At 31.6% G+C, this 17,032-nt stretch carries 14 protein-coding genes; 4 read left to right on the top strand and 10 right to left on the bottom strand.

Annotated features, from left to right (window positions below; genetic code table 11):
• Nucleotides 1–12: 12 nt before the first annotated feature.
• The 10 genes from cas9 to hemA form a co-directional block, all read right to left on the bottom strand.
• Nucleotides 13–4,203 carry a type II CRISPR RNA-guided endonuclease Cas9 gene (gene cas9 / locus Q4517_RS03825; protein WP_303506417.1) on the bottom strand — a complete coding sequence of 1,397 codons (4,191 nt, stop codon included), beginning with the start codon at nt 4,201–4,203 and terminating at the stop codon, nt 13–15.
• Between the two features lie 439 nt (nt 4,204–4,642).
• On the bottom strand, nt 4,643–5,545 hold the full coding sequence (gene hemF / locus Q4517_RS03820) for an oxygen-dependent coproporphyrinogen oxidase (protein ID WP_303506416.1): 903 nt from the start codon (nt 5,543–5,545) through the stop codon (nt 4,643–4,645).
• 30 nt (nt 5,546–5,575) lie between these two features.
• Nucleotides 5,576–6,322 carry an EI24 domain-containing protein gene (locus tag Q4517_RS03815; protein WP_303506415.1) on the bottom strand — a complete coding sequence of 249 codons (747 nt, stop codon included), beginning with the start codon at nt 6,320–6,322 and terminating at the stop codon, nt 5,576–5,578.
• 71 nt (nt 6,323–6,393) lie between these two features.
• Nucleotides 6,394–6,996, bottom strand: a complete 603-nt coding sequence (locus Q4517_RS03810) for a thioredoxin family protein (protein ID WP_115901209.1) — start codon at nt 6,994–6,996, stop codon at nt 6,394–6,396.
• 20 nt (nt 6,997–7,016) lie between these two features.
• Nucleotides 7,017–8,048: a uroporphyrinogen decarboxylase gene (gene hemE, locus Q4517_RS03805; RefSeq protein WP_303506414.1), complete on the bottom strand. Its 1,032-nt coding sequence runs from the start codon at nt 8,046–8,048 to the stop codon at nt 7,017–7,019.
• Nucleotides 8,049–8,072: 24 nt separating this feature from the next.
• Nucleotides 8,073–8,432, bottom strand: coding sequence for a four helix bundle protein (locus Q4517_RS03800; protein ID WP_303506412.1), 360 nt, complete (start codon nt 8,430–8,432; stop codon nt 8,073–8,075).
• A gap of 48 nt (nt 8,433–8,480) precedes the next feature.
• Nucleotides 8,481–9,770 carry a glutamate-1-semialdehyde 2,1-aminomutase gene (gene hemL / locus Q4517_RS03795; protein ID WP_303506410.1) on the bottom strand — a complete coding sequence of 430 codons (1,290 nt, stop codon included), beginning with the start codon at nt 9,768–9,770 and terminating at the stop codon, nt 8,481–8,483.
• 65 nt (nt 9,771–9,835) lie between these two features.
• The gene (gene hemB / locus Q4517_RS03790) at nt 9,836–10,798 is read right to left on the bottom strand and encodes a porphobilinogen synthase (RefSeq protein WP_303506408.1); all 963 of its coding nucleotides are present in this window, start codon (nt 10,796–10,798) and stop codon (nt 9,836–9,838) included.
• 3 nt (nt 10,799–10,801) lie between these two features.
• Entirely contained in the window at nt 10,802–12,388 is a 1,587-nt protein-coding gene (gene hemC, locus Q4517_RS03785; RefSeq protein ID WP_303506406.1) for a hydroxymethylbilane synthase, read from the bottom strand.
• Nucleotides 12,372–13,643, bottom strand: coding sequence for a glutamyl-tRNA reductase (gene hemA / locus Q4517_RS03780; protein WP_303506404.1), 1,272 nt, complete (start codon nt 13,641–13,643; stop codon nt 12,372–12,374). Before hemA ends, hemC begins: the two co-directional genes overlap by 17 nt.
• Before the next feature lie 210 nt (nt 13,644–13,853).
• On the opposite strand from hemA, the gene Q4517_RS03775 reads away from it, so the two are divergent.
• From Q4517_RS03775 to Q4517_RS03760, 4 genes are all read left to right on the top strand, one after another.
• Nucleotides 13,854–14,738: a helix-turn-helix transcriptional regulator gene (locus Q4517_RS03775; protein WP_303506400.1), complete on the top strand. Its 885-nt coding sequence runs from the start codon at nt 13,854–13,856 to the stop codon at nt 14,736–14,738.
• Between the two features lie 85 nt (nt 14,739–14,823).
• Complete coding sequence (locus Q4517_RS03770) at nt 14,824–15,339, top strand: TrmH family RNA methyltransferase (RefSeq protein ID WP_303506398.1); 516 nt, start codon at nt 14,824–14,826, stop codon at nt 15,337–15,339.
• Between the two features lie 13 nt (nt 15,340–15,352).
• Nucleotides 15,353–16,381 carry a ferrochelatase gene (gene hemH, locus Q4517_RS03765; protein ID WP_303506396.1) on the top strand — a complete coding sequence of 343 codons (1,029 nt, stop codon included), beginning with the start codon at nt 15,353–15,355 and terminating at the stop codon, nt 16,379–16,381.
• A 2-nt stretch (nt 16,382–16,383) separates the two neighbouring features.
• Nucleotides 16,384–16,974 (top strand): CopD family protein, encoded by a 591-nt coding sequence (locus tag Q4517_RS03760; protein ID WP_303506394.1) that lies wholly within the window; start codon nt 16,384–16,386, stop codon nt 16,972–16,974.
• The last annotated feature ends 58 nt before the right edge of the window (nt 16,975–17,032 follow it).

Below are 17,032 nucleotides of genomic sequence, written 5' to 3'. Positions count from 1 at the left end.
TTTTTACAAAAATTAATATTCTCCTACTTGGACAATTTGACCAATGTGATTAATGCGTACTTTTATAACTCCCTGTAAAGAATTTGGAGTTTGTTTTCTTTTATATGTAAAATCTAAATTATTAGTTACTGTTGTTTCTAAATGATGTCTGAAGAAATAGTCTTTAGCAGCAATTTTTTGTACTCTAAATAAGTGTTTACTTATTAAACATGCATTTTTTCCATCTAATAAATCAATTTCATCAATATTAAAGTCATTATTAGGAAATACGAACATTTCGTTTTGTTTCATAGTAAACAAAAACTGCCAACCTTCTTTTTCCTTATAGGTCTTGTCGATGATAGATAAACCTTCATTTACTCTAGCTACCACTTCGTAAAACGATACTACTTTTTCTTGTAAATTACCTTTAACATCTTTGTAAATAGCGATGTGATGATTATTACCTGTACTTACAAAATCTACTGCTTGTTTATTACCTTGTTGGTCTAATATTTCTTTCCCTAAATGATCTTTTTTATAATGTAATGCTTCTGTATTATTGACACCTGTTATAGTAACTCGTTTAATAGAAATACCTTTTTCTTTATTAAGCCAAATAGGGTTCTTTTCTAAATCAGAAAAGGCTTCTTTGGGGTTATTATTATACTCTGCTAATCTAACTTTAAGAATATTTTTTACTTTTTCATCAACCACCTTACTTAGCTTTAAATCAGAAGCTATTTCTTTCCTAATAGTATATATTTCTTCAAAACAAAGCACTTCTTTAAGAGGTTCATTTTTGTATAGGAGAGGTGTATTTTTTAATGTTTTTGTATCAAAAGCTATTAATACATTATTATCAAACTTTTTAAGATGTTCTAGTACTTGCTTTTTATGAGATGGATTACTTATTAACTGTATTTGTTGAATACTTAGTTTTTTTGAAATTCTTGTTGGTTTACTCATCAACTGTTTTGATTTTCCGTAAACTGTTTCTTTATGCAATTGCCCTCTTGGTGTTTTTACCGATTGAACATGCTTTCCGTTCTTCCCTTTTTTTATTGTATTTCTATTAGTAGTAGTTACCTTGTTTTTATTTTTAAATGAAATTAAAATACTTTCTAAATGCTTTTTTGCTTCTAATCTAAAATTCTCAATTGGCGGAACAAACACTTTATTTCCTCCATTTTTATTTGGGTTAGTTATTAAGTGCTCAATATTTTTAATTATTTTATGTTTATCATGACTTTCGTTTTTGCGAGCGCTTAAATAGTTTATATACTGTATATGGTTGTGCGTTGTAAATGCTACCGTAAGAGCATCCATTGCGTGATGACGATGATCGTTACGTTTTGTCCAATCACTAATAACCTCAAATGATTTTTCTTTTTCCTGTCCAGAATCCCAACGATTTTCTATTTGGGTTAATCCTAAAGCCTTATATTTTGGTAAATTAAGCTCTTTCATTACATTAATTAAATCCCAATCTTTTCTGAGTTTATCAGTAATACTTCCTGAGGTAGACACAATAGGCTTTTTTACTAAATCTTGTAAAATAGCTTTTGCTTTCTTTGCTATATATTGGCTGTTTCTTAAATCTCTTTCAATAAAATCTTCTGGTAAGTTACTAGCACTCATCAGTAGTTTTTTATACTTAGCTTTAGATATAGCATTTGCTTTAAATAAACTTTCTATTCTTGTTTTATAATCATTTAATCCTGAAACATAATCTTGACTAATAAAATCTAATCCTGTTCTACTTCCTTTTTTAAGATTAACAGTTCTGTAAGCTAAGGTTTTATTAGAAAAGGAATCATCAAATAATAATGCTTTAGGTATTATATGTTCAATATCTACATCTTTAGAAAAAATCTTTTCTCTTGGAATATATTTGTTCGTAAAAACGGTTTTATGTCCATTATTAGCTAATTCTTCCCATAATTTGTAACGAACTACATCGGTTTTAGTTGGTTTAAAACCAAAGTCTTTTTCTATAAGTTTTTTTATTTCATCATTCGCTTTAGTAGCTGCATTAATATATTTCACTGCTTCTTCACGTTCTTTAGCAGATTTTTTTAACTCTCTTGCTAATTCAATTCTAATTTCATCGGGTTTTCCGTAAGTTTCACAAACTTGGTTAACCAAATTAATCATTTGATTTAAAATCTTTTCAACTACTGGGTTTCGAAGACTGTTTTTGGGTAAAATGTCTAACCGTTCTTTTAATTCTCTTTTACTAAAATCTTCTTTAGATTCGCTATTAGAGTGATTATAACCTGCCAATGTACAGGCTTCAGAATATTCATGTCCTTCTTTTAAGAATGGTAAAATTTTATTTATTGCCCTTGATGATAAACTACCATAATCATCTTGTAAAGATTTATTTGAAATCAACTTTGCATACTCAGGACTAAAACCAAACTTTTTATGTAATTTCTTTTTAAGATTTACATCGGAATTACCATAAACTTCTCTATCCTCTTTTGTAATTTTACCATCATCTGTCGCTGAATACAATAAATGCCATAGTTGAAAACTAGCTTGCTTATCTAAGTTACTCTCCGAATTAAATGTTAAAATATCTGCCTTTATTCCTATTTGAGAAAAAACAGCTTTTAATTCTTGTAATATTTCTTCTGCACTTTTTTTATTCCAATCAAAACCATACCCTTCTCTTTCTATAATAGTTTGATATACATTAAAAAGAGTTTTGTTAGTTCTATTGCCTTCAATGGCTTTTCGTGTTTGTTTTTTGTAATCTATAATAGGTTGATTAGTATGCCACTCTTTATCTGAATAGCTAAACATTTTCAACACTTGCTTTTCTGTTAGTTCTCCCCTTACATTAAGCTCTTTAAAAAGAAACTTCTTGTCTGCTAAAGTAAGTTGATATTCTTCTCTAGAAATCTTGTTTACAAATAATAAATTATTAATGTTTTGCCATATCTTAAACTCTTGGAACAATGGAGATGATTTTGGTATAACTCTATGTCCTACTTGCCTTTGCTTTGGGTTACCTGTTAATTTATTTAAAATTACAGTTCCCTTCTCATCTTTTCTGTTTTCCCACCAACTTTCAAACTGGCAAAAGCTAAGTAATCCTTTTTGAGATTTTAGTTTTCTTTGATAAAAAATAACAACATCACGTATTTCTTCTTTTAATTGAGAAGTTAACTCTGAATGATACTTTGCTTGAGTTTCCCATATAGTTTCAAACTCATCTAAATAATCCTGTCTATAAAACACTTGGTTTTTTAAAGAAATATGAAAGTCCTTTTCCTTTTGCTGCCAAAGATATTCTCCAACAGTTATTTTATCCATAAATAAAATTTTACTTCTATCAGAAATAGCCCCTAAATAACCGCTCGATTTCTTTTTGTCATTATTTATTTCTTGTAAAACTATAGCTAGTTGTTCTAAATCTAATTTTTCTGAAAGTCCTAAACTCCTTAATTCATACTTCTTATTTTTTTGATCTGAAGCTTTTCCTTCTAACTTAATACCAACTATATTAAAAGGCTCTTTACAAATTGCCCAAGTTTGACTTTTATTTTTTTCTTGAAGTTCTTCAAAAAGCTTTTCGTTAAGAATACTAGGATAATATTTTTGTTGGTTTTGCCAAATAGCCAAGAACTCTGTTTGTAAATCAGATTGATAAAAATCGGGAATATATTTTTTACCTTCTTTAAGAAGCTTATATCCGTATTGTCCTGGTGTAAATTTTTCTTCATAAAGCAATTTTGCAACCCCCATACCATCAATTGCTGTCCCATCTACTTCTTGTTTAGTTTTTCGACTACTTTTATATCCTCTTTTTTTATTAATTACAAATAGTACTCTAGCAAAATCTATTAATGAAATTTTTTCTTTTGCCGCTCTAGCTCTTAACTGTAATAAAGAGTGTGTACTTTCCTTCCCTTTTTCTGCAAGTATAAAATCTTTAGATATTATATTATTTTTTGAAAGAAGCTCTCTTAAATTTTCTCTTCTCAATTTAAAACGCTGTAAGTTTTTCCTAGCACCTCTCTTTAATGTTCTATCTGCATTGGTAGTAATCGGTTTTCCTTTCTCAAAATTTATTTTTTCATCAATAGTTAAAGGGTTTACGCGTACCCCTAATTTTATAATTTTTGATTCTTCTTGATTGTGTTCAGCTTCTTCTACCAACGCCCAACCAATTGAGTTGGTACCTAAATCTAAACCTAGAATTTTTTTAGTCATTTTATTTCGCTTTTTTATACTAGTTCACAACACAAGAGTGAACTTATGATACAATATTTTTATCTTTAAGAGGAAGAAGTCGCAATTGCTTCATTAAGAAACGAATTACTTAATGATTTAAAAATAAGTAAAAAAAAGTTATTCGATATACGACAATCCGTAATCGACTAATTTAAAAAGGTGTATATTAGCAGTACAATTTTGAAATCAATTCACAATAAGGATTATTCCGTTGTGAAAACATTTAAGCTGCCTCGACTTTCAATTCGGGGCTTTTTTATGTTTGTATATTTCATGAATTCCTGTCTAAAAAAAATGTGAATCAAAACATTTAAAAAGCAAAAATATTTTGTTGCTTTCTGTATACGAGAGTATCTTCAAAATAAAAAAGACAAAACTAATTTGTTTTGCCTTCTTCTTTATTCGTTTTGGTTTTAAACTACACCCAGTTTTTAGGTTTAGTCAACACCTCTAATAATTTTGCTTCTTCAGAACCTTCTTCTGGATGATGATTGTATTTCCATTGTACAGTTGGTGGTAAACTCATTAAAATACTTTCGATACGCCCATTAGTTTTTAAACCAAATAAGGTTCCTCTATCGTGTACTAAATTAAACTCAACATAGCGACCTCTACGCACTTCTTGCCAATCTTTATGTTCTTGAGTATACGTTATATCTTTTCTTCTCTCTACAATCGGCATATACGAGTTTAAAAAGCTGTTTCCTACTTCGGTAACAAAATCATATCGATCTTGTATAGAGAACTCTTCTGTTTCTTTTAAATAGTCAAAGAACAAACCTCCTAAACCGCGTGCTTCATTTCGATGAGTATTCCAAAAATAGTTGTCACAGGTCTCTTTAAATTTCGGATAAAAGTCAGGGTGGTGCTTATCGCAAGCTTCTTTACATACCGTGTGAAAATGTTTTGCATCTTCTTCAAATAAGTAATACGGAGTTAAATCTTGTCCGCCACCAAACCATTGTGTAACTATGTTTCCTTCTCCATCATACATTTCAAAATATCGCCAGTTAGCATGTACGGTTGGTACAAACGGATTTTTTGGATGTATTACTAAACTTAATCCGCAAGCAAAAAAATCTCCACTTTCTACACCAAACTGTTTTCTTAATGCTTCTGGTAACTCACCAAAAACTTTAGATATATTTACGCCACCTTTTTCAAAAATATTCCCATTTTCAATCACACGGGTTCTACCTCCACCTCCTTCAGCACGTTCCCATAAATCTTCTTGAAACTTGGCTTTACCATCTATAGCTTCTAATGTTGATGTTATGGTATCTTGTAATTCTTGAATGTAGGCGTAAAATTGTTCTTTCATGTGTTTGTTTCTGTTGAAGTGCAAAAGTACTTATTCTGGTAATTTTTTAAGCTGTATTTTCTTAATAGTTTCTGTAGTTGCTGCAGTTACAGATAATGGTAATACGAGGATTACTCCAAGTATAGGAATTAATAAAAATAGCATAAATACAATTCCGTTTCCTATTGCTAATCCTTTATTCTCTTTTACAAAATTGATACTTTCTCTGTATTTAAAATGGCGTTCAAGCGTAAAATCCATATTTCCGAAACCTGCGTAATAGGCCTGCATTAAAAACAACAATATGGTTGAAATAATACCTATTACCGGAATAAACCCTAGTAATAAAATAGGAATTGTAAACAATAACTCTCTTGTTAAATTTCTAAGGTTTATTCGTATTCCTCTTATTAGCTGCTCTTGAAAAGAAGTAATTCTGTGTGTATGATCTTCCCCTCTTAAATGGTCTTCTATTTTTTCTGAAACTGGACTCATAAAAGGTGCAGATAGCGCCATTACAATATGTTTATATAACACTAATCCAATTACTACAATTAGTAGTCCACTTATAAAAGTACTAATTACCTCAAAAGCTTCTTTTCCAAACTCCCACTTCCAAAAATTAGCTACGTAGTGCCCAATATTATCGGAGAATGTATACGCTATAAAACCAACAAATGTTGCTGTTAACATGCTTATAAACATCGGAATAATAAAATATTTCCATAATCTTAATTTTGAAATCATTCCAAAAGCCCCAAAATAGGCTTTAACTCCTTTTATAATATTTTGTATCATATCTTTTTTTTGTGAAAATAAAAAACCTCTTTCAATAAAGAAAGAGGTCTATGAAATATTCTTGAGTCAATTTATTTTAAAATTGGTGCTAAAAAATCTTCAAAATTCTTTGTGTTGATTTCATTGACTTTATCCCAACTTACTTCTTTGGTAGGTGTTGCAGCCCCTCTTTTAATATTAACAAATTGTTTGTCTTTACTTATTAAATAAGCTGTTGGATAATCTAATTTGTGAACAAAACCACTGATATCTAAATATCCTTTTTGAACTTTATCGATATCTCTCGCAGGAACTAACTTAATTCTCTTGTCTAGTTTTTCAGCCATTCTTTTAACTTTAGCTTCCTTGTCCCAGAAAATCATAACAAACTCCAATTGGTCATTATATTTTTCAACCATTTTGTTTAAAGCTGGTACATCTCCCCAACAAGGAGCTGACCAAGTTGCGTTAGCTATCAACACAATTGGCTTGTTAATTTTGTCTGTACTTACCGTTTTACTATCCATTGTAGTAAAGTTATAATTTAATAAATAAGAGCCTTTAATGCACTTATCAATCAAACCTTCGGTGTTTTCTTCTACACAATTGTTTACTGCAAAATTGTAATACGTTTTATTTTGTGCGAAAATAACAGTTGTTAAAAAACACATCAAAACAAAAGATAATTTCTTCATTTTTAATTATTTAAAGGGGGTTATCTATCGGCTTTATACTCTTTAACCGCATCTATAAATGCCTTTGCATTCTCTAGCGGAATATTTGGTAAAATTCCGTGCCCCAAGTTAACAATATATTTGTCTTTACCAAACTCATTTATCATTTGGTGTACCATCTTTTTTATTTCCGCTGGTGGAGACAACAATCTTGAAGGATCAAAGTTACCTTGTAAGGTAATATTTCCTCCTGTTAAATAGCGTGCATTTCTAGCAGAACACGTCCAATCTACTCCTAGAGCTGAGGCATTTGATTGTGCCATTTCATGTAAGGCAAACCAACATCCTTTACCAAAAGCAATAACTGGAGCATCATCTTTTAATGCCTCTATTATTTGATTCATGTATTGCCATGAAAACTCTTGATAATCGGTTGGAGATAACATTCCTCCCCAAGAATCAAAAACTTGTACAGCATTTACACCTGCTTTTACCTTTTCTTTTAAATAAGCAATTGTGGTATCTGTTATCTTCTGAAGCAATTCGTGTGCCAAAACTGGTTGCGTGAAACAAAATTCTTTCGCTTTATCAAAATTCTTAGACCCTTGACCTTGTACAACGTAACATAAAATTGTCCATGGTGACCCCGCAAAACCTATTAGTGGAATTTCATCATTCAATTTTTCTTTAGTTGCTTTAATAGCATCCATTACATAGCCTAATTCTTCATTTACATCAGGAATAATTACGCTATCCAACCCTTTTTTATCTCTTACAGGATTTGGTAAATAGGGTCCGAAATTAGGTTTCATTTCCACCTCAATATTCATTGCTTGTGGAATTACTAAAATGTCTGAAAATAATATAGCAGCGTCCATTCCGTACCTACGAATTGGTTGCACTGTAATTTCTGAGGCTAATTCTGGAGTTCTACAACGTGTAAAGAAATCGTACTTTTCACGAATTTCCATAAATTCTGGTAAGTATCTCCCTGCTTGACGCATCATCCATACTGGTGGACGATCAACTGTTTCTCCTTTTAAAGCTCTTAAAAATAAATCGTTTTTTATCATATTATAGCTGTTGGCTATTAGCTATTAGCTATTAGCTTTTATTTTGTTTATTAATGAATTTATCATCTTAGCTTCTTTTTCTAACATTTTAAAGATAAGTTTTAATTCTTCTGAAGAAACAAAACCTAACCCTTCTACTATTACAAGTTGGGTTTCTACTTCAAAAAGTGATCCCATAGAAATCTCTAAAAATCTTTTAAATTCAATCTCACTATTTCTACTAGCTCCTTCAGCAATATTAGAAGGTATAGAAACAGCTGCTCTTGTTATTTGACTTTTTAATCCAAACTTTTCTTCAGAAGGTAATTTTTCTGAAAGACTGTAAACTTGTTTTACAATCTCAATTCCTTCCCTCCAAATATCTAAGTTTCTGAAATTTCTCATCTTTTTCACACTAGTTCTTGTATTCAACTAAAGGCTAATAGCCAAAAACTAACAACTAAGAGCTACCTTCTCCATCGACTTATCAATTGCGTTAGCGATCTTTTGAATATCTTTTTCTGTTAATGCTGATGATAAGAACCAAGCTTCAAACTGACTTGGAGGTAAAAACACTCCATTTTTAGTCATTTCCCAGAAAAAAGTAGCATATTTCTTCGTATCAGAAGTTTGTGCTTCTTTAAAATTGGTTACAGTAACGTCTGTAAAAAATGGATTGATCATCGAACCAAATTGGTTCACGGTAATTTCTACTCCATGCTTTTTTGCTGATTCTAACAAGAAAACTTCAATAATTTGAGCAATCTCATTAAACTTTTCATACGGATTTTGTTTCTTTAATTCTGTTAAAGTTGAAATTCCCGCCGCCATGGCAATTGGATTCCCTGACAAAGTTCCTGCTTGATACATTCCTCCTAAAGGAGCTACTGTTTCCATAATTTCATTACGTGCACCATACGCACCTACTGGAAATCCACCTCCAATTACTTTTCCTAAACAAGTAATATCAGCTTCTACATCTAACACTTCTTGTGCTCCTCCAAATTTAGAACGGAAACCTGTCATTACCTCATCAATAATCAACAAAGCCCCTTTAGAATTTACATATTCTTTTAGTTCTTTTAAAAAGCCATCTTGCGGAGTTACGACTCCCATATTTCCTGCAACAGGTTCTAAAATTACCCCTGCAATATCATCGTGTGCTTCAAAATGTGCTTTTACACTTTCTAAATCGTTATAGTTGGCAATCAACGTGTTTTTTACTGCTCCTTCAGGCACACCTTTACTTCCTGGTAAACTCAAAGTAGCTAAACCTGATCCTGCTGCTACCAACAAAGCATCTTGATGCCCGTGATAACAGCCAGCAAACTTTATAATTTTATCTTTTCCTGTATATGCTCTCGCTAAACGGATTCCGCTTAATACTGCTTCTGTACCAGAATTCACAAAACGAACTTTGTCCATTCCTGGGAAAGCATCACAAACAATTTTTGCTAATTTAATTTCACCTTTTGTTGATGCTCCAAAAGAATATCCTTTTTTCAAAGCTTTTCTAATAGCTTTTTCTACTTTTTTATGACGGTGTCCTAAAATCATTGGACCATAAGACAATACTAAATCGATGTATGAATTATTATCTACATCAGTAATCTTACTTCCTTTCGCTTTTTTTATAAATAAAGGATTTCCTCCTACGGATGCAAACGCACGTACTGGAGAGTTTACCGCTCCAACTAAGTTTACTAGTCCTTCATTATATAACTCTTGTGATTTTTTAAACATTTTATTTGGCTTTTGGCTATTGGTTTTTAGCTATTAGCAAATTGCCAACAACTAATAACTAACAGCTATTTATTTAAAACTCTAGCTGCTTCTTTGGCAAAATAGGTTATGATAATATCTGCTCCTGCTCTTTTCATTGATAAAAGGCTTTCCATCATTACTTTTTCACCATCAATCCATCCTTTTTCAGCAGCAGCTTTTACCATTGAATATTCTCCGCTTACATTATAGCAAGCGATTGGTCTATCAAAATTATTTTTTAAATCTCTGATGATGTCTAAATACGATAAGGCTGGTTTTACCATTAAAATGTCTGCTCCCTCTTCATCGTCAAAAGTTGCCTCACGTAACCCTTCATCTCTATTAGAAGGATCCATTTGATAGGTTCTTCTATCTCCAAATGATGGTGCTGAATCTACCGCTTCTCTAAAAGGCCCGTAAAAACCTGAAGCATATTTTACAGAATATCCCATGATAGGCAAGTTTGCATAACCTGTATTATCTAATGATTCACGCATCATAGCTATGGCACCATCCATCATTCCTGATGGTGCTACCATATCTGCTCCTGCCTTCGCATGTGAAACTGTTTGTTTTGCTAAGTTCACTAACGTCGCATCGTTATCTACATCGTTATCATGTATTACACCACAGTGACCGTGTGATGTGTACTCACAAAAGCATACATCGGTAATTACATATAAACTTGGATAGTTCTTTTTTATAAATCGGATAGCTTGTTGCATAATTCCGTTATCATTCCAAGTTTCGGTACCTTCAACATCTTTTTTAGATGGGATTCCAAATAATAAAACTGCTGGTATTTTTAACGCTACAACCTCATCTAATTCTTTAGAAATGGTGTCTAATGAATAACGATTAATTCCTGGCATTGAAGGTATTTCAGTTTCAATACCTGTTCCTTCTTCAATAAATAAAGGATATATAAAGTCATCAACCGATAATTTGGTTTCTCTTACCAATCGACGGATGTTTTCAGTTTTTCTTAATCTGCGTGTTCTAAACATAGTTTATTCTTTTACAAAGTGAAGGTTTACCAACTCTAGTACACTTTCTACTGTTGGTAATTTTGCTATTTGTACTTCTTTAAAATGTTTTTTTGCTTCGTTTGCAGTACTTTCTCCAATACAAAAGGCTATTTTATCAGCAGTGTTTTTTTCCATATAGCTTTCAACTGTTGATGGACTATAAAACAACACTCCGTTTACTTTTTCATCAATTTTTACAGGACTATACATGGTTTTATATGCTTCTACTTCATTTACAACAACTCCATTTGCCTTTAAAAGTATTGGGAGTGTGTCTAGACGTAAATCACTACAGAAATACGTTACTTCTTGACCTTTTAATTCTTTTGATAAGTAGTCAGACAGTCTTTTCGCATTTCTTTCTGAATGTGTTACTTTTCCTATACGTTGCTCGATTAACTTTTTTGTTCTTCGACCAACACAATAAATATTTTTAAATTGTAATTCATCTGAAGTAAATGAATTTAGAATTGCTTCTACACCATTTTTACTAGTAATAATTACATTTTCAATTTCTTTTTTAATTACTTTAGGGGCAATTCTATTAAAACGGATTTTTATAAAATCGCTATCATTCACACTCATGTGTGTTGGTAATAATTTTTTCTGTACTTCTGATAATTTTTTAGTCGAATAGATTGAAAACTCTTTTTCAATCCCTTCATCTTCCATCATAATTAGCTTTCCTCCTTTGTCAATCACATAATTAGCACAATCTTTTGCTACATATTTATGCTTTCCTACTTTTACCTTTTTACTAACTTCAATTTTCTTTTTACCGTCTCTACTTAGTAAAACTCCTTTAAAGTTAATTTCTTCTTCTTTCTCATTTATAAAAGCTAATGCTCCAATTGGCGCTGTACAACCACCTTCTAAACGGTTTAAGAACTCACGTTCAATCCCTGTACAAGTTTCTGTGTCTTTATCGTTTAACTCAGCACAAATTTCTTTGATTTCTTCGTCCTTATCTAACGCTGTAATCATTATTGCTCCTTGTGCTGGTGCAGGAATCATCCATGTTAGGTTTACCGCTCCTTGTGGTCGTAAGCCTACACGTTCTAAACCAGCTGCTGCGAAAACAGCTCCGTTCCAATCGCTATCTTCTAACTTTTGTAAACGTGTATTTACATTTCCACGTAAACCTTCTACTGTATGAGTTGGATAACGATTTAACCACTGCGCTTTTCTTCGTAAACTACCTGTAGCAATCACTCCATTAGGTTGCGCCATAAACTCTTCGTTATCTTTTAACAACAAAATGTCGTTGTAGTTAGCACGTTTTAAAACTGCCGCTTGAATAATGTCTTCAGGCAATACCGTAGGAACATCTTTCATAGAATGTACCGCAATATCAATATCACCATTTAACATGGCTATATCTAAATTTTTAGTAAAAATCCCTGTGATTCCTAATTCGTAAAGAGGTTTATCTAAAACTAAATCACCCGTTGCTTTAACGGGGATTAATTGAGTTTGATGACCTAATTCTTCTAAAAGTTTTTGAACTTTTTTTGCTTGCCACATAGCCAATTGGCTATCGCGTGTACCTATTCTAATTATCTTCTGCATGGGTGGATTGTAAATTTGCTCCGAACACTTTAGCCATTACTTCAATACTTGTATTTACTGAAGTTTCTTCGTCTTTTAAATGCTTTACAAATTGTGTAGTTATTTTCTGTATAAATCTTGATGTTAATATTTCTGCTTGTTCTTCATCAAAATTTTTAATTTTTTTCTTGTGAAAAGCTATTTCTCCTTGTTGAATGTTTTGTAATGATTCTTTTAAAGCGGTAATTGCTGGTGTAAATCTTCTGTGGTTTAACCATTCTTGAAACTCATGATTATGAGTCTCAATAATTGCTTCGGCAAGAGGTACCTCTTGCTGACGTATCGCTAAGGTTTCGTCTGTTATTTTTGAAAGGTCATCAACATTTACCATCGTGACGCTCTCTAAGTTTGCAACTTCTTTTGACACATTTGCTGGCATTGATAAATCTAAAATCAACAAGTCTTTATCAGTCGGAACATGTTCTTTCGTTATAGTAGGAAAACTAGCTCCTGTAGAAACAATTAACACATCACTGTTTTGAACTTCCTCAGCTAAATTTGCATACGACGCTTTTCTTATCGAATTATGGTCTTTTACAAATTCCTCTGTTTTTTCTTCCGTTCTATTAATTAAGCTTACCGATTTATTTTGTGTGTACTCCGCTAGATTTTTACAGGTGTGTTTTCCCATTTTACCTAAACCAAATACTAAAACATTTTTCGAGTTGTAATCTGGTAAGTTATTAATTAAGTACTGAACAGCTGCATATGATACTGAAGTGGTACCTGAACTTAACTTCGTTTCGTTCTTAACTCGCTTACTTGCTTGCATTACATGGTTTAGTAAGCGCTCGAAATATGCATTTGTAGTTCCTACTTCTTTAGCTTGCTTAAATGCCTGACGTAACTGCCCTACTATTTCGTAATCTCCTAAAATCTGGCTATCCAACCCTGTTCCCATTCTAAACAAGTGGTTAATAGCTTCTTTATTTTTATATACGTTTGATACGTTTGCAAATTCTTCTACCGAACCATTTGAGTATTTACACAACATACTTATTAACTGAAAAGGATGTTCTGCAAAGCCACAAATTTCAGTTCTATTACAAGTAGACAACACAAAAATACCGTCTATTCCTTTTTGTTTTGCTTCTTCTAAAAGTTGTATTTGATTTTCTTTAGAAATACTAAATTTCCCCCTAATCGCAGCATCAGCTTTTTTATAACTAACGCCTATGTTGTATAAATTACTATGATGTTTATTTTCTACTGTCATTGAGTCTTCTTCAAAAAGTCGGTCAAAAATATAAATATTGAACAAAAAAAAGTATCGCTAAAAGAACTTTTAATGTCGTTATTCGTTTTTTCGCTTAAAAACACCTTAAAAACTTACACAAAAGTGTATTTTTGCAGTAAAATAGACTAGGAGAAACATTTTATTTTAGAATCATTCTAAATAGATAGATTTATACAAACCACTGAATCCATGTCAAAAAACATCGCAGAAAGTACATTTAGAGAAGTTCCCATTGAACAAGGTTTTTTCGTACTAAAATTCCAAAATAACTCTGACGAAACAGAGTTTTTTAAAAGAGATATTAACAACTCTTACATACAACTACATTACTGTGTTAAAGGCAATTGCAAATTTCATTTTAACAACAACAGTTATACTTTTAATGTTTTAGACAAGCATTCAATATTCCTATACAATCCCCAACAAGATTTACCAATTAACTTAGAAATATTACCAAAAACCTCTTTGGTATCTGTATTGATATCAATCGAAAAATTCCATACTTTTTTTTCTAAAGAGGCTAGTTACATTCCTTTTTTAAGTGAGAACAATAAAAACAAAAAGTATTACGACAATGCAGAAATAAATGCTAATGTTTTATTAGTCCTTCAACAAATTTTAACGGCTAAGAACCAAAGTTCTATGCGAGACCTTTATATAAAAGGAAAAACATACGAACTCCTAAGTTTACATTTTGATAGTGGCGAAAACACCAATGAAGAGTATTGCCCATTTTTAGTTGATGACCGAGAAGTTTTAAAGATTAGAAAAGCAAAAGATATTATCATTTCCAGAATGAGTGAACCGCCTAGTCTGCAAGATTTAGCGAATGAAGTAGGTTTAAACTTAAAAAAGTTAAAAGAAGGGTTCAAACAAATTTATGGCGATACTGTTTATAGCTTTTTATTTGATTATAAAATGGATCATGCTCGTAAACTACTAGAAACCAATCAATATAATGTAAATGAAGTTGGTTTACAAGTAGGATACAGCACCTCTAGTCACTTTATTTCCGCCTTCAAAAAGAAGTTTGGCACTACACCTAAACAATATGTAATGAGTTTACAACAGTAGACAGTAGACAGTAGACAGTAGACAGTAGACAGTAGACAGTAGACAGTAGACAGTAGACAAAATAAAAAACCTGGAAACTTACAAAATGAAACAACTTACCCATTACGATATAGAAAACAACCAACAAGAATTTCCTATAACTATTGTATGTGATGCGATCCGTACTCCTGAAAATATAGGTATGTGTTTTCGTATTTCTGAAAGTTTTGGAGTATCCAAAATCTATTTACACGAAAGTTCACCCACTATAGACAATAGAATTGTTAAGAAAACAGCTCGAAACACTATTCAGCAAATACCATATGATACTTATGGGAATTTTGAACAACTTATCCATCAATTAAAAGAAGAAGGAAATACTATTATTGGCATTGAAATTACCGATGAAAGCATAAATATTAGCGATTATGATTTCAGCCCACATTCTAAAATTGTGTTACTTTTGGGCAGCGAAAGAAATGGTATAGAAAACGTTAACTTAGTAGATGCAACAGTCGCTATACCAATGTATGGGCGTAACTCTAGCATGAATGTAATTCATAGTTTAGCTATTGCTCTATACGAAACAACAAACCAATTAAATAAAAATATTCTGAAATAAATTCAGCCAAAATATGAAAGGAGTTTTATTAGTAAACCTTGGATCACCAAAAAGCACCAACCCTAAAGATGTAAAAAAATACTTAGGGGAGTTTTTAATGGATGAACGTGTTATTGACGTTCCTTATTGGTTACGTACTTTTATTGTGAAAGGCATTATTTTAAATACACGACCAAAAAAATCGGCAGAAGCCTATCAAAAAATTTGGTGGAAAGAAGGTTCTCCTTTAATTGTATTATCAGAACGTTTACAAAACAAAGTACAAACAAAAACAGAACTACCTATTGCTTTGGCAATGCGCTATGGAAATCCATCAATTAAAAGTGGTTTACAAGAATTACATGACAAGGGTGTTACAGATGTTTTATTAGTTCCGTTATATCCTCAGTTTGCCATGGCAACTACTGAGACTATTTTGGTATTAGCTGAAGAATTAAGAAAAGAGTTCTTCTCTGGTATGAAAATTACCGATGTACCTGCTTTTTACAACAAACCAGAATACATTACAGCACTATCTAATAGCATAAAAGATTATTTGTCTGACAAAGATTACGATCATATTTTATTCTCGTATCATGGAGTTCCAGAGCGTCACATCAGAAAATCTGACATTACAAAATCACACTGTAACCCTGAAGCAGGAAATTTAAGTTGTTGTAACACTCCTTCTGAAGCTCATAAATATTGCTACCGTCACCAATGTTATCAAACTACCAAAAATGTGATTTCCGAGTTAGGTTTAGATGAGAACAAAGTTTCTACCTCATTCCAATCACGTTTAGGTGTTGATCCTTGGCTACAACCATATACCGATAGAACAATTGTTAATAAAGCTGAAAAAGACGGCATTAAAAAATTAGCTATTGTAACTCCCGCTTTTGTTTCTGATTGTTTAGAGACTTTAGAGGAGATAGCTATGGAAGGTAAACATGAATTTTTAGAAGCAGGCGGTGAAGAATTTTACACTGTTCCTTGTATTAATGATAATGACGAGTGGGTGGATGTTTTAGCAGGATGGATTAACGATTTCAATAAGAATTAATTATGGACTTTTTATACGTAAAAGCATTACATATCATATTTGTAGTTACTTGGTTTGCCGGGTTATTTTACATAGGTCGTTTATTTATTTATCATGTAGAAGCAGAAAAAAAAGACGAACCAGCTAAGTCTATACTACAAACCCAATACAAGTTAATGTCTAAACGTTTATGGTATATTATTACTTGGCCTTCTTTATTTTTAGCGAGTTTTTTTGCTTTTTGGATGTTGTATAAAAATCCTGTGTATTTAGAAATGCCTTGGATGCATGTAAAATTAGCCTTTGTATTAGCGCTATATTTTTATCATGGATTTTGCCATAAAGTTTACAAAGAACTACAACGTGATGAGATTAAGTATTCCTCTAATAAACTTCGCCTCTTTAATGAAATTCCAACAGTAATTTTATTCGCTGTTGTATTTTTAGTTGTTTTAAAAAGTGCTATTAACTGGATTTGGGGTGTTGTAGGAATTATCTTATTTGGAGTATTACTGATGATTGGTATTCGTTATTATAAAAAAGTAAGAGCTAAAAAATCTTGGGATAAATATGAAAAAGAATTGATTGAAGAGGATGAGAAATTAGATAATTAATTTTTTTTATAACAAATAACTTTACTAGTTTCGCCGCAAATTATAAACCTCAAATTAA

The organism is Tenacibaculum sp. 1_MG-2023, assembly GCF_030547425.1.
GTDB lineage: Bacteria > Bacteroidota > Bacteroidia > Flavobacteriales > Flavobacteriaceae > Polaribacter.
The sequence above is the reverse complement of the archived record's forward strand: the minus strand, read 5'-3'. Positions and strand labels throughout refer to the sequence as shown.